The sequence below is a fragment of the Mycoplasma sp. 2704 genome, assembly GCF_034863285.1.
In the GTDB taxonomy this organism is placed as follows: Bacteria; Bacillota_I; Bacilli_A; order Mycoplasmatales; family Metamycoplasmataceae; genus Mycoplasmopsis.
On the sequence record NZ_JAYFFD010000003.1, the window covers coordinates 22,368 to 36,513 of the forward strand.

A 14,146-nucleotide genomic window follows, 5' to 3' on the forward strand; every position below is an offset into this window, starting at 1 on the left:
TTATTTAGCCTCTCAATCAACGATAGCTTGGTTTAAGTCGGCTAAAACGTCTTTAACTTGGTCTCAAGATTGAAGAGTAATTCCGGCAGCGTTATCGTGCCCTCCTCCACCATATTTGTTAGCAACTAAGTTAACTAATGGTCCATTTGAACGTAATCTTCCTCTAACTGTTCCATCTTCAAGTTGAATGAATAATGCTCAACAAGAGTTGTCTTCAATATTAGCTAATTCATTTACGTATTGAGCAGCTTCGAATGAATCCATATCATATTTCTTTAATGTTTCTGCATCAATTTCGTAGTAAAGAACTCTTCCTTCTTTTTTGAATCCATTTAAAATGTGTCCAACAAATTTAAGTTGTTTGAATGTTCTTTTTGAAAGTTCTTTTAAGATGAATGATGGATGGAATCCTGTTTCCATTAAGAATGCTACTAATTTGTGTGTTCTAGCTGATGTGTCAGGGTATAAAAATCTTCCTGAGTCTGTGTTGATTCCTAGGTAAATGTGTGATGCAGCTTTTTGTGTAACTGTTCATCCTGCATCAAATGCGATTTGAGCAATCATTTCAGCAGCTGCAACATAGTGTTCATCGATTCAGTTGTAATCATAATCAATGTCAGCTGAGTTAGGGTGGTGATCAATTCTTAATTTAGCTGTTGTCTTGTTTTCATATAATAAGTTTGCACATTCAATTCTGTTTCCACTTGAAGCATCAACTACAATTCCTAATGAGTTTGTAAAGTCGATTTTTTCAATGTCATCAAAGTGGTAACCCATAAAGTCAAATAAGTGTAAGTTATCCCCTACTGTGTAAACATTTTTGTTAGGGTAGTTTGTTCTAATTAATTCTGCAAGTCCAGCTTGTGAACCTAAACAGTCTCCATCTGGACGAACGTGGTGAAAAATAACAATATTGTCATATTTTTCAATAGCATCAATTGCTACTTTTGAATTTCCTATAACCATAATAATTTTCCTTTCTTAATAGTGATTTTTTAATTTAAATTAAATATTTCTAAATTATATAGCATTTAATTTTTATTAACATAACTTTCAAGATACTCTCATAGGTCTTAAAATCTTTATTTTCATTATTTAAATTGTTAGATTAAAAAAATAGATGCAATTTGATGTTGCATCCGAAATCTTAAGATGTTTTTTCACTTAATTCACTAATTAATTTAAGTTTAATAACTGCTGTTTGTGGATTTTTTGATGAAAGTTGTTTTGTAATCATTGATTCAATTATCACTCCTATATATGGATAGTCCACAAAAATCTTATCAACATAAACACCTAAACTATCGTAAATTGATTGGTAACCAATGTCACTAATTCTAAAGTGTTTTGAAGCATACGTGTTAATTGAAATAAACGAATCGTGAGTCGAACAAATAATATTTGAAACATTATTTGTATTTGCAAAAGCAATAATTTCTTTAACTTCTTCTTTATTTTTCTTAGCACTGATTGGATATCTCATATAAGTCATACTATATTCTGAACAAGCTTCCTTGAATCCTGAAATTCTTTGGAATTTTTGATAATCAGATAACTTTTGGTCTTCTAAGAAAATAATTTTGTTTGAGTTTCTCGATCTTGGGACTCTTCTAATAAATGATTTTGTAAGTTTATAAAATGCTTCTCTATCATCTGGAACAACTCAAGAAACACCATCAACTTTGTGTCCATAAACTAAGACAGCAACGTCCTTAATGGTTTTAAGGAAATCAAATAATTCTAGATTTTCTTCACTAAGAAATACAACGATTGATTTTGGTTTTCATAATAAAAGATATTTTAAAGTTTCAATATATTCATCAGCTGTTGGTACAGTGTAAAATGTAACAACTCTTCTATTATTTTTTGATGCACCAGCAATAATTCCTGAAATAATGTTTTGGATATAACTTTGACCATAAAGAGGGCAGATAACAAAAATCGAGCTTACTTGAACTTTATTAATTCTACTTCTTGGATTAGGAACATAATCATATTCCTTTATAATTTCTTCAATTTTTCTTCTGTTATCTTTAGAAACGTAACCATCATTATAGAAACGACTAATTGTAGCAACTGAAACACCTGTAAGTTTTGAAATCTTTTGATATGTTATCGGTTTTCTCGAAACTCTTTTGCCAAGTCTACCAGGCATTTTCACTTCGATTGAGTCATCTAATATTTCTAACGCTTGCTCGTGGTGGTTTTCTAAAATTCCAGAATCTAATTCTTCCTTAAACTGCCTTTTGCTCTTTTTATATTTATCATTAATCATATAATTTAAATTTGATTTCATATTTAAATTATATGAAATTCTAAAATTAATTATTTTATATAAAAACACAAAAAATTCAAAGACTTTTTTGTGATTTTTCAAACTTTTACGCCTAGAGCACTATGGTAAGAGTTTGAAAATAGCATTTTTTATTAAGTTTTTCATTGAAAGAATATTGTTTTATAATTTTATAACTTTAATATTCAGCTACAAAAGGAGTTATTTTACTATGAGTAAAAAAATCAGAACACGTTATGCGCCAAGTCCAACAGGATACTTACACATCGGTGGAGCTAGAACAGCTTTATTTTGTTATTTATTTTCTAAACATTTTGATGGTGATTTTGTTTTCAGACTTGAGGACACAGATGTTAAACGTAATGTTCCAGGTGGTGAAGAATCACAATTAAATAACTTGGCTTGATTAGGAATTATTCCAGATGAATCTCCATTAAATCCAAATCCAAAATGTGGTAAATACAGACAAAGTCAAAAGTTAGATAGATACAATGAAGTTTTAAATGAACTTTTACAAAAAGGTCTTGCATATAAAGCTTACGACTCATCTGAAGAATTGGAAGCTCAAAAATTAGAATCAGATGCTAAAGGTATTCCAAGTTTTAGATACGACAGAAACTGATTAAAAATTTCTGACGAAGAAAAACAAAAAAGAGATGCTAATGGTGAATATTCATACCGTTTAGTGATGCCTAAAAATCACACTTTAGCTTGAGATGATATTGTTAGAGGTGAAATTTCATTCAACTCTGATGAAATAGCTGATTGAGTTATTTTTAAATCAGATGGGTATCCAACTTACAACTTTGCAGTAGTAGTTGATGACCACGATATGCAAATTTCACACATCTTACGTGGAGAAGAGCACATCGGAAATACACCTAAACAACTTGTTTTATATGAATACTTAAATTGAGAAAAACCACAATTTGGACATATGACAATTATTACAAATATGGAAGGTAAAAAACTTTCAAAACGTGATCTTGAAACAAAACAATTTATTGAAGATTACAAAAATGAAGGATATATGCCTGAAGGTATTTTCAACTTCTTATCATTATTAGGATGAACAGCTGCTGATGCATCTGAATTAATGAGCAAAGAAGAAATCATTGCTAAATTTGATCCACAAAGATTATCTAAGTCACCTTCAAAATTTGATGTTTCAAAAATGGATTGATTCTCAAAACAATACTTAAAAAATACAGACAATCAAAAATTAATTGACTTAATGAATTTAGGAAACTCAAATTTAGATTCAGAATGATTAAATATTTTTGTTGACACATTTAAAGCTAGCTCTGTAACAGTTTCAGAATTAAAAACTCACTTAAATTCATATTTAAATCCTGAATACTCAAAAATTGAATTCAATGAAACTGAATTAAATACAGTTAAAGAATTTACAAATAACTTCAAAAAACTTGCAGCTGATGACTTTACAATCGCAAATATCCAAGAAGCAATTAATTTAACCTCTTCAAATTTAAATGTTAAAGGTAAAAACTTATTTATGCCAATTCGTCTTGCTGCAACAGGAATTGCTCACGGACCTGAATTAGCAAAAGCCATTTGATTATTTGGAAAAGAATTAATTTCAGAAAGACTTAAAGAATATGAAAATTAATTTCAAATCAATTATTAAGGTTCCTACAAATGACGAACCTCAGGTTATTGAATTTTTATCACAACTTGATTTATATAACAAAACTGAAGATGGTGTTATTGAACTTAAATTCAATGAACCTAAATACAATGAAACAAATAGAATTGACATTTCAGAAAATGAAGTTAATATTTATACAAACTTAACAACTGTATGTGTGAAGAAAAATGAAGAGGGTAATGCAAGCATTTCAGTAGTTGACCCTTCAACACAGAAAAAATTTGAAATTAATTTAAAAACTGTATGTAAAAACTTCTTCACATCAATTAATGAATTTAACTTTCAATATGACTTATTCACATACGAAAATGATGAAGTTTTAACATCAATTAATATGACATTAGAACTTTATGAATAATACAAAAAATACTTTTATGCCTTATGCATTAGCATAAAAATCACTACATATAATAAATACTATTAAAATAATATGGTATTATTTATATACAACGTTAATTATATTTAGAGGTAAGAGAAAGGAGTTGCGAAAGCAGCTCTTTCTATTTACATTTTTTATAGGAGTAAAATGTTTGATGAAAAGATTTTAAAAGAGCAATTTTCTAAAGTTTTATCAGCAAAAATGGAACACGATCCTCTTTTAGGAAAAACACTAGAAGTGGTGGTTGATTATAGAAGTTTGGATGAAGTTAACAAACTTGGAAAAGAAATTTCTGCATTTTTAGAGACACAAAAATGATTCACTGATGATATAAATTTAGCAGTATTATCAAAAGGAACAGACCTTAAAATTTCAATGGAAATGTTAGATCAATACATTGATAAATATATTGAAGTCAAAACTCAAAAAAGTTTTGAAGGACAAAATAATTTTGTAATTAAATTAACTGAAGTTCAACCGGATCACATAGTGGGTAAATGAAATAAAAAAGGCCAAATTAGAACAATTAAATTAGATCTTTCTAATATAAACGAAATTGAAGAATATATTAAGTTTTAACAAAAAATAAAGGAGTAAATAATGGCAAAAGCTAAAAATAAAACACAAGTTGATGTTGAAAGTCAACAACTATTTAAATATATTGAACTTCAAGCAGAAGGTCTAAACTCTCCATTTGAAGAAGTTTTAGAATTGTTTAGATCGGAAACTCAAAAAGCAATTACTAAACAAGTTGACCCTAATGCTGAAATTCAATTTGAAGTAGACTTTGATAATAAAGCTGTAAATATGTTCAACTTAAACGGTGAAGTTATTGAAGATGAAGAAATCTCAGAAGATGATGAACCTCAAGTTTTAAGCGAAGATGATGCATTAGCTAAAATCTACACAATTCAACTTTCAGAAGCTAGAAAAAACGATTCAAATGTTCAAGTTGATGATGTAGTTAGAATTCAATTTAAGTTTGCTGGATTATCAGACAAATTAAGAAGGGCAATCACAAGTGGTGTTAAACAATCTTTAAACTTAACAAACAAATCAAAAGTTGTTGAAAAATATTCAAAAATGATTGGACAAAAAGTTCCTGCAGTTGTTTTAAAACACTTATCTAACAACTCATACAATGTTATGTTAGAAGATAAACAAACAGCTTTCTTACCTGGAGCTAAAAAGCCTAAGAACTTAAAATTAAACTTAGGTCAAAAAATTATGGTTTATGTTGATTCAATTAATCCTGAATCAAGATTAAGCATTGTTACAGTTTCATTAAACTCAACAGAAGAATTAGTTGAAATTTTAAGAAACGAAATTCCAGAAATCAAATCAGGTGAAATTGTTATTAAAGACATTCAAAGAGTACCTGGAGAAAGATCTAAAGTTTCATTTGCACTTAAAGATCAAGATAGTGATCAAATTAATTTAGTTGGTTCAATTACAGGGCAATTTGCTTCAAGAATTCAATCAGTTGTTACTGAATTAGATGGTGAAAAAATTGACGTTATTGTTTACTCACCAGACACACTTGAATATGTTAAAAATGCTATTGCTCCTGGTAAAGCAGTTGATATTAAATGAGCTGATGAAGAAAGAAGAAAAGTTTATGCAATTGTTAAACCAAGCGATGCAACAGTAGTTATCGGAAAACAAGGAATTAACATTGAACTTGCTTCTAAATTAACAGGAACAAGAATTGAAGTATTAACAACTGAAGAAGCACTTGTAAAAGGAATTAAATTCAAAAATGATTATGTTCACGATGTGCACTACTTCAACACAACTCAACCAAAAGTTAATGCAAGTAAAAAACAATCAAAAACAAACTCAATGCTTAAAAACATTGATATGTACATTGATACAGACTCATTATTTGAAGACTTTAACAACAATATTTACACAGAATTAGAAACAGAAACAGTTGTGGAAGAACCAAAGCAAAAAGCAGAAGAAGCTAAAAAACCTGCAACTAGCGAAGTTAAAACTAAGAAAAATAAAACAGAAGAAATTAACAATATTTTTGAAGAAGAATCTTCAAACATCGAAAAACTTCTTAACTCATTAGATGAATACAGTTTCGTTGATGAAATCGACAAATACAATGACGAATTCACAGATGAAGTTGAAGATGAAACTCTTGATGAAGAAGCTGAAAACGCTAAAAAAGAAGAGAAAAACAGAAAAATGCTTAATGAATTTAAGAGAACTAAAAATCAACTTAAAGACTTTAAAGTGGATGATGACCTTACAAACTATGGATTATCAAACGTAAAACTTGATTTAGATGACTTAAATTCAGATGACTGAGATTAAAACAGTTTTTCGTAAGTGTATTGCGACAAATCAAGTTTTACCAGTTGATGAACTCACTAGATTCAGTTACGATAAAGAAAATAATTTATTAGTTTTAGACTTACATAAAAACAAAAAACATAGAGGAGCTTATTTTGTTGCAAGTTTAGAAAACTGACAAAAAATAAGAAAAACAAAAGCTTTAAATAGAACATATAAAACTAACATATCTGATGAACAATATGATTCATTAGAAAATGAACTTAAGGAGGTGTTATATGGCTAAAAAACAAAACAGAATTTCGAACGTAAATGAAATTAAAGAGCAATTGCAAACAACAAAAACTGAATTAAAAGATGGTGTATTTATTTTCACTGAAAAAATGTCAATTGCTGATTTTGCACAAAAAATCGGAGTACCTGCTACAGAAATTATCAAAAAATTCTTTATGCAAGGTAAAATGTACAACCTTAACACACTTTTAGATGAAGAGCAAATTGCTGAAATGGCAATTGAATATGGATATGACTTCAGAAAAGAAACAAACATTAATGGTTCAAACTTCCTTGATGAAGTTCAATTTAAAGATGATCCAAAAGATTTAGTTAAAAGATCTCCAATCATCACTGTTATGGGGCACGTTGACCACGGTAAAACTACGTTAATTGACAAAATTAGAAACTCAAACATCGTTTCAACAGAAAGCAGTGGAATTACACAACATACAGGTGCTTACCAAATTAGTCACAAAGGTCAAAAAATCACTTTCTTAGATACACCTGGACACCAAGCATTCACACAAATGCGTGCTAGAGGTGCTAAAGTTACTGATATTGTTGTTTTAGTTGTTGCAGCTGATGATGGGGTTATGCCTCAAACAAAAGAAGCTATTGAGCACGCTAAAGCAGCAAATGTTCCAATGATTGTTTTTGTTAACAAAATGGATAAACCTAACAAAGACCTTGACAGAATTAAGGGTGAATTAGCTGAAAACGATGTTCTTATTGAAGAATATGGTGGAGATGTTCAAATCGTTTATGGTTCAGCACTTAAAGGTGAAGGACTTACAGAATTATTTGATGCTATTATGTTATTAAGCGAAATTTTAGACTTAAAAGCAAACCCAAAAAGATATCCAATGGGAACAATTATCGAATCACGTGTTGATAAAGGAGTTGGAGTTGTTTCTACAATTATTGTTGAAACAGGAACGTTACACAAAGGAGACTTCTTAATCGCTGGTTCAAAATACGGAAGAGTTAGAATGATTACTGATTCTAATGGAAAGCAAATTGAAGCAGTCGAACCGGGAGCACCGGCAATTATTTCAGGTCTTAACTATGCACCTGATGCTGGGGATAAATTTGTTGGATTCAATGATGAAAAATTCGCTAAGAAATTAGCTCAAGAAAAGGCTACAGCCGATCGTATGGATTTACTTCACTCAAAAACTATTACAGATCAAAATATTGATGGTAAAAAAATTATCAACGTTATTATTAAATCAGACGTTTACGGTACTTCTCAAGCTATAAAAGATCAAATTGATGGTTTAGAAAATGAAGATGCTATTGTTAAAGTTATCTCAGCAGCAGTTGGAAACGTTAATGATACAGACTTACTTTTAGCTAAAGCGTCAAATGCAGTTATTTTCGTATTTAACTTGAGAGTTTCACAAAATATTAAACAAAATGCAGCTGCATCAAACGTTACTGTTATTTCTCACGATGTTATTTACAAAATTATCGAAGATGTTCAAGGTATGCTCGATGGAGAAAAAGCACCCATCTATGAAGAACAAAAAATTGGAGAAGGTCACATTATTCAAATTTTCTTCTACTCAAAAGTTGGAAACATCGCTGGTACAATGTTAGATGAAGGTGTTGTCAGATCTAACTGTAAAGTTAAAGTTTACCGTAAAGGAAAACTTATTCACGAAGGTGTTATTGACTCACTTAAACGTGAGAAAAATGACGTTAAAGAAGTTCTTAAAGGTAAAAACTTTGGAACACACATCAAAGGATTTAATGATATTGAAGCAGATGATGTCCTTGAATTCTACGAAGATGTAAGAGTTAACTAATAATTATTATGAAAAATCTTAGAAATTTAATTACTGATATTCCTAATTTCCCTAAACAAGGAATTGTATTCAAAGATATAGCACCACTATTAGCTAATCCTGATGCATTTACCTATGTCATAGACAAAATGGCACAATTATGCAAAGAAGCAGACATCATTGTAGCACCTGATGCAAGAGGTTTTATCTTCGGAACTCCTGTTGCTTATAAACTTAATAAACCATTTGTAATGGTTAGAAAGAAAGGTAAACTACCAGGTCCTACAATTTCTCAAAAGTATGACTTAGAATATGGTGATAACACTTTAGAAATTCAAGATAAAATTCTAAAGCCAGGTCAAAAGGCAATCATTATTGATGATGTTTTAGCAACTGGTGGAACGACAAAAGCTATTATTGATTTACTTCAATCTCAAGGTGTAAAAGTTATAGCTAATGTTGTTTTAATGGTCTTAGATGAACTTGATGGATACAAGAAAATCAGTAAACTAATTGATGTAAAATCAATTCTATAAATTGCAAAATAAAAATACTAGACTTACGAAATCTAGTATTTTTTTACATCACTATTTAGACTTGACTTCAAGGAATAATTCTGTTAATTGCTCTGAATCAACACTTGAAGGAGCTTGGGTCATAAGGTCTTCATTTTTTGAATTTTTAGGGAACGCAATAACATCTCTAATAGTTTTTTGGTTAGCTAAAATCATAATCAATCTATCGATTCCAAGACCAATACCACAGTGTGGTGGGACTCCATATTCAAAAGCTTTTAAGAAAAATCCGAATTTGTTTTGTTGCTCTTCTTTTGATAGATTGATCATTTCAAACATTTTAGTTTGAACTTCTTCATCATAAATTCTAGCTGAACCTGAACCTAATTCAAACCCGTTAAGAACTAAGTCATAACTTTTTGCTCTAATTTTTTCTTTAGGTAATTTATCTAAATCTTCTAATGGATTATCGAATTGAGTGAATGGATGGTGAGCTGCTGCTCATTTTCCTGTTTCTTCATCATGTTCGAACATAGGTCAGTCAATAATTCATTTGAAGTTATATTCATCTCTAGCTCATCCATATCAAGAATTAAGTTCAACTCTTAATGCTCCTAAAGCTTGTGAAGCATTTTCGAATTTATCAGCACAAATCAAGTATGTTCCTTCACCAAATTGTGAAATTAATTCTTGGACATCTGCCGGATTTAATTTTTGGGCAAAGTTTGTTTCGACTAATTGTTTATTTTCATTAACGACCAAGTAGAATAATGCTTTAACTTTGTTTTTCTTAGCTATTTCTTCAAGTTTCTTGTATTCTTTTTTGTTAATTTTCTCTACAAAATGAAGTAATCTAATTGAAGGAGCTGATGTTACGATGCTGAAATCACTATTTTTAGCAAATTCAGGAATATCAACAATTTTGTTTTCAAATCTAAAGTCAGGTTTGTCTGTTCCATAATCTCTAATGCAGTCATCAAATCTTACTCTATCAAAAGGAATTTTGATATCAACGTTCATAACTTTTTTCATAAAGTGTTTGAATAAACCTTCAATGTATGATTGGAAGCTAGGAACGTCCATAAAACTTACCTCGATATCTAATTGTGTGAATTCAGGCTGTCTATCTTTACGTGAGTCTTCATCTCTGAAGCATCTTGCTATTTGGTAGTATTTTTCAAATCCTGAAATCATTAATAATTGTTTGAATAATTGAGGACTTTGTGGAAGTGCATAAAATGCATTTTCTTTATTACGTGTAGGGACTAAAAAGTCTCTAGCGCCCTCTGGTGTTGCTTTAGATAAAATTGGTGTTTCGATTTCTGTGAATTCTTGAGATTGTAAGTATTCTCTAATTGCAAAAATTACATCATTACGTAATTTAATGTTATTTTGCATCACATTTCTACGTAAGTCTAAGAATTTATATTCAAGTCTTAATTCTTCCTTAACTTCAATGTCATCTCTAATTTGGAATGGCAATTGTTCTTTAGATGATGATAAAACTTTGTATTCATCAACTAAAATTTCAATATCTCCTGTAGGTAAGTCAGGATTTCTATCTTTTCTTTCACAAACTGTTCCGGTTACTTCTAAAACAGATTCTTTTGTGAATGAAATAGGTGTTTTAAATACTAATTGTGTAATTCCAAATTTGTCACGTAAGTCAACGAAGTTTAATTCACCAAATCTACGTTTGTTAGCTACTCACCCGTATAAAGTAACAACTTGCCCAACATTTTCTAATCTTAATTGATTATTTTTAATTGTTTTTTTCATATTATTTTCCTTCTTCTAATTCTTCAATAAGAAGTGTAACATCAACTAATTTAGACTCACTGATTGTGATGTGTTCATCGCTATTTTCTAAAATAAAGTTAAGTGCAGAAATGATACCCTCTTCATTTTTTGAGAATGTAACTTTTTCTCCTGTAACCATATCTCTAATGATTAATAAGTTAGGATTAATCATTTTGTCATCATAAACTAAGAAGTCAGCAGTTCTCTTTGCTGCTTTTTCAAATAACTTTTTATTTTTAATTAAAGAATGTTCTGTGTAAACTGATAAACCAGCTGTTGCAATATAATTTTGTCCCATTATAGTACCAAAAGCAATATTATCTTCATCATTTGTCATTGCAATATAAACATCAGCGTGTCTTAATTCTGTATCTGGTTTTAAAATTTCCATCGCATTTTCTCTTATATCATCAACAACACGATCAATTCCCATTCCAAAACCAACACTTGAAATATTATCTCCACCTAATTGAGCTATTAAGTTTGAATATCTTCCACCACCAATTAATGTAAGCCCACTTGTTGAACCTTTACCTGTTGTTACAAATTCAAATACAGTTTCATCATAGTAATCAAGCCCTCTAACTAATTCATTAGAAACTTTGTATTCAATATTTGCTGCATCAAGTGCTGTAGTAACTTTTACAAAGTATTCTTTTGATTCATCTGATAAATAATCAGCAATTTTAAGCGCATTTTTAATAAAAGGTTTTTGCGAATCTTCTTTATCATCAAGAATTCTTAAAACTTTTTTGCTTTCTAATCTTTCTTGTGAAATTTCACTTAACTCAGATTTGTAAGGTAATAAGTAGTTATATAAAGCTTCTTCATATTGTTTTCTACTTAATTCATCACCAATTGTGTTGATTTTTAATTCTCAATCAACCATTAAGTTATCTAAAATGTGTGCAGCTAATAAAATAACTTCCACATCCTTTGTATAAGCTTTTTCACCTACAAATTCAACACCAGCTTGATAGAACTGTCTGTATCTACCTTTTTGAGGTTGTTCATATCTGAACATTGGTCCATAGTAAGCAAATTTACTAAATCCATCATTTAATCATTTTTGTTCAATAAGCGCTCTAACAAAAGGTGCAGTCCCCTCAGGTCTAAGCGCTATATCTCTGTCACCTTTGTCTTTAAATTCATACATTTCTTTTTTAACAATTTCTGAATCATCCACAGAACGTCTGAAAAGTGTGGCTTGTTCCATAATAGGCGTTTCCACTAAAACATAACCTGCTTTGGCAACTGTTTCAGTGAACATATCAGTTACAAAATCTTTTAATAAAAACTCTACTGGTGAATAGTCTTTTGTTCCTTTAATTTTTGTAATCATAGTAACTCCTTAATATATTTGGAAATTATACTTTTTTCTCTTGCAGCTTGTTTATTTGTTTAACAATTTTTAAAATTCTTTTTCTGATTTTGTTTTTAACTAAATTAGCTCATATAGTTTCTAAAAATGGATGAAATTTATACATATGAGATTGAAATTCAGTTTTAATTTCAATCTCTTTTTTAGCTTTCTTGTAAGAAACACTTGTAATAGTTGAAAATCTTTTACCTTTTGTTTTAACTTGAAAAATGTAATGTTGTTTTGTGTTATCTCAATCAAGTAATAGGAGCTTATCTATTTTTGATTTTTTAAGAAAGCCGGTTGGTTTATTGACTAAATAATCAAAAACATTTTTCATATCTTGAACAGTTTTGTTAATGTATGAATAAACATAGTAAGTTTTATTCATTGATTCAATCATCTTGTTGTATTTAAGTGTAAGTAAGTTATTGTTTTCTAAATACTCTTGCAACATCACACAGAAGTTAAATAGAAAACCATAATTTTCAAAACTTAAATGTTCATTAATATCATTTGAAAATGAATTTGAATTGTATGCAAATAAAATGTTGTTTGGGTCATCCATTTTATTTTCAAATTCATAAGGAATTTTAAAAGTATTAAGTAAGTTGATAATTAACTCTGAAGCATCTAGTGGAATAAAAATATTTGGTTTATCAGTTAACTTAGTTTCTTTTCATTTTAAATATTGATTTGAAATGAAAAGATAAGCGATTTGGTCATTATTTAATTCAACAAAGCTATTTTTAACTCTAGCAAATAACTTAATATCATTATGTTGATCCATAACAATAATTAAGTTAGCGTTGTAATTAGTTGATAGAGCTCATTTAACAATAGAAAAAGTTGAATTTTTATTTTTTAAATCTTTGTTAAGTGTTGGGTTCAATTTTGAAACCTTAACATTTAAATTTGATAAAAATCTATTAATAATGTAGTTTGATAAATTGTCGCTAATAAGTGTATAAACAACCAATTTGTTGTTTGAACTAAAATCAAATTCAGATTTAACTGATTTTAAGAAGTTTTCATAAGCTGAGTCAATAACTTTGTCTGAGTTTAAAACAATTGAATAATTTGAATCAGAAACAAATATGTGATCTTTAACTTCATAAAGCTCATTAATTAACTTATCTTGTTCTTCAAGTGAAATTAATTTATTTTTGTTGTAAATTTTTAAATAAAACTTATTATTAGTTTCTTTGTAATCTAAATAAACTGAATAATCTAAATCCATATTGTTTACAGTTGTATTAATAAAAAAATCATTTAGTTTATCAATATTAAAAGTATAAACGTGGTACTTTTTATCATTTAAAAATCTAATTAATAAATCTTGAAGTTTTGAATTAATATTAACTTTGTTTTTTAATGCAACTAAAACTTTTCTTCTTCTATTAAAAATTGACTTTCTAGGAAGTGATTTATCAAAAAGTGAAATCAAATTAAGCAATGTATAAGGGTTTAAATTGTTGTAACCAAGTTGATTTTGTGTATCAAATTCAATTCCATAAACAGTTGATTTTGCTCTTGTGTAAAATTCACCATTTGGAAACTGATTATCAACCTTTCTAACAAATTCATTAATGTCTGAGTTTATTAGTTCTTTTGATTTATAGAAATTAAATCAATGTGTGATTTTATTGTTAATTTGATTCATTTTCACCTTTCTTAAAATTTATTTTAATTTTATCAAATTAAAAAATTACTTTTCAAGCATTTAGAGTAAAATTAAAAACATAATTATTGATTAAAAAGGA

12 protein-coding genes are annotated in these 14,146 nt (G+C 28.8%); 7 read left to right on the forward strand and 5 right to left on the reverse strand.

Going from position 1 to position 14,146, the window contains the following annotated elements; genetic code table 4:
• Together VBM90_RS01460 and VBM90_RS01465 are read right to left on the reverse strand one after the other, a co-directional pair.
• Entirely contained in the window at positions 1 to 966 is a 966-nt protein-coding gene (locus tag VBM90_RS01460; RefSeq protein ID WP_323176606.1) for a bifunctional oligoribonuclease/PAP phosphatase NrnA, read from the reverse strand.
• A 181-nt stretch (positions 967 to 1,147) separates the two neighbouring features.
• Positions 1,148 to 2,296, reverse strand: coding sequence for a LacI family DNA-binding transcriptional regulator (locus VBM90_RS01465; RefSeq protein ID WP_323176607.1), 1,149 nt, complete (start codon positions 2,294 to 2,296; stop codon positions 1,148 to 1,150).
• Positions 2,297 to 2,504: 208 nt separating this feature from the next.
• On the opposite strand from VBM90_RS01465, the gene gltX reads away from it, so the two are divergent.
• The 7 genes from gltX to VBM90_RS01500 all read left to right on the forward strand — a co-directional run bounded on the left by gltX (position 2,505) and on the right by VBM90_RS01500 (position 9,244).
• The gene (gene gltX / locus VBM90_RS01470; protein WP_323176608.1) at positions 2,505 to 3,923 is read left to right on the forward strand and encodes a glutamate--tRNA ligase; all 1,419 of its coding nucleotides are present in this window, start codon (positions 2,505 to 2,507) and stop codon (positions 3,921 to 3,923) included.
• The gene (locus VBM90_RS01475; protein ID WP_323176609.1) at positions 3,913 to 4,320 is read left to right on the forward strand and encodes a hypothetical protein; all 408 of its coding nucleotides are present in this window, start codon (positions 3,913 to 3,915) and stop codon (positions 4,318 to 4,320) included. Before gltX ends, VBM90_RS01475 begins: the two co-directional genes overlap by 11 nt.
• 168 nt (positions 4,321 to 4,488) lie before the next feature.
• Positions 4,489 to 4,920, forward strand: a complete 432-nt coding sequence (locus tag VBM90_RS01480; RefSeq protein WP_323176610.1) for a hypothetical protein — start codon at positions 4,489 to 4,491, stop codon at positions 4,918 to 4,920.
• A 21-nt stretch (positions 4,921 to 4,941) separates the two neighbouring features.
• Positions 4,942 to 6,666 carry a NusA N-terminal domain-containing protein gene (locus tag VBM90_RS01485; protein WP_323176611.1) on the forward strand — a complete coding sequence of 575 codons (1,725 nt, stop codon included), beginning with the start codon at positions 4,942 to 4,944 and terminating at the stop codon, positions 6,664 to 6,666.
• Complete coding sequence (locus VBM90_RS01490) at positions 6,653 to 6,931, forward strand: YlxR family protein (protein WP_257089457.1); 279 nt, start codon at positions 6,653 to 6,655, stop codon at positions 6,929 to 6,931. The genes VBM90_RS01485 and VBM90_RS01490 overlap by 14 nt, the downstream gene beginning before the upstream one ends.
• The gene (gene infB, locus VBM90_RS01495; RefSeq protein ID WP_323176612.1) at positions 6,924 to 8,729 is read left to right on the forward strand and encodes a translation initiation factor IF-2; all 1,806 of its coding nucleotides are present in this window, start codon (positions 6,924 to 6,926) and stop codon (positions 8,727 to 8,729) included. The genes VBM90_RS01490 and infB overlap by 8 nt, the downstream gene beginning before the upstream one ends.
• Before the next feature lie 8 nt (positions 8,730 to 8,737).
• Positions 8,738 to 9,244, forward strand: a complete 507-nt coding sequence (locus VBM90_RS01500; RefSeq protein ID WP_323176613.1) for an adenine phosphoribosyltransferase — start codon at positions 8,738 to 8,740, stop codon at positions 9,242 to 9,244.
• Between the two features lie 51 nt (positions 9,245 to 9,295).
• Here VBM90_RS01500 and aspS read toward each other — a convergent pair whose 3' ends face one another.
• The 3 genes from aspS to VBM90_RS01515 are packed head-to-tail and all read right to left on the reverse strand — an operon-like array spanning position 9,296 to position 14,046.
• Positions 9,296 to 11,002 (reverse strand): aspartate--tRNA ligase, encoded by a 1,707-nt coding sequence (aspS, locus tag VBM90_RS01505; RefSeq protein ID WP_323176614.1) that lies wholly within the window; start codon positions 11,000 to 11,002, stop codon positions 9,296 to 9,298.
• Between the two features lies 1 nt (position 11,003).
• A complete protein-coding gene (hisS, locus tag VBM90_RS01510) occupies positions 11,004 to 12,365 on the reverse strand; it encodes a histidine--tRNA ligase (protein ID WP_323176615.1) in 1,362 nt (453 codons plus the stop codon).
• A 25-nt stretch (positions 12,366 to 12,390) separates the two neighbouring features.
• The gene (locus VBM90_RS01515) at positions 12,391 to 14,046 is read right to left on the reverse strand and encodes an MAG5620 family putative phospho-sugar mutase (protein WP_323176616.1); all 1,656 of its coding nucleotides are present in this window, start codon (positions 14,044 to 14,046) and stop codon (positions 12,391 to 12,393) included.
• Positions 14,047 to 14,146: the final 100 nt, after the last annotated feature.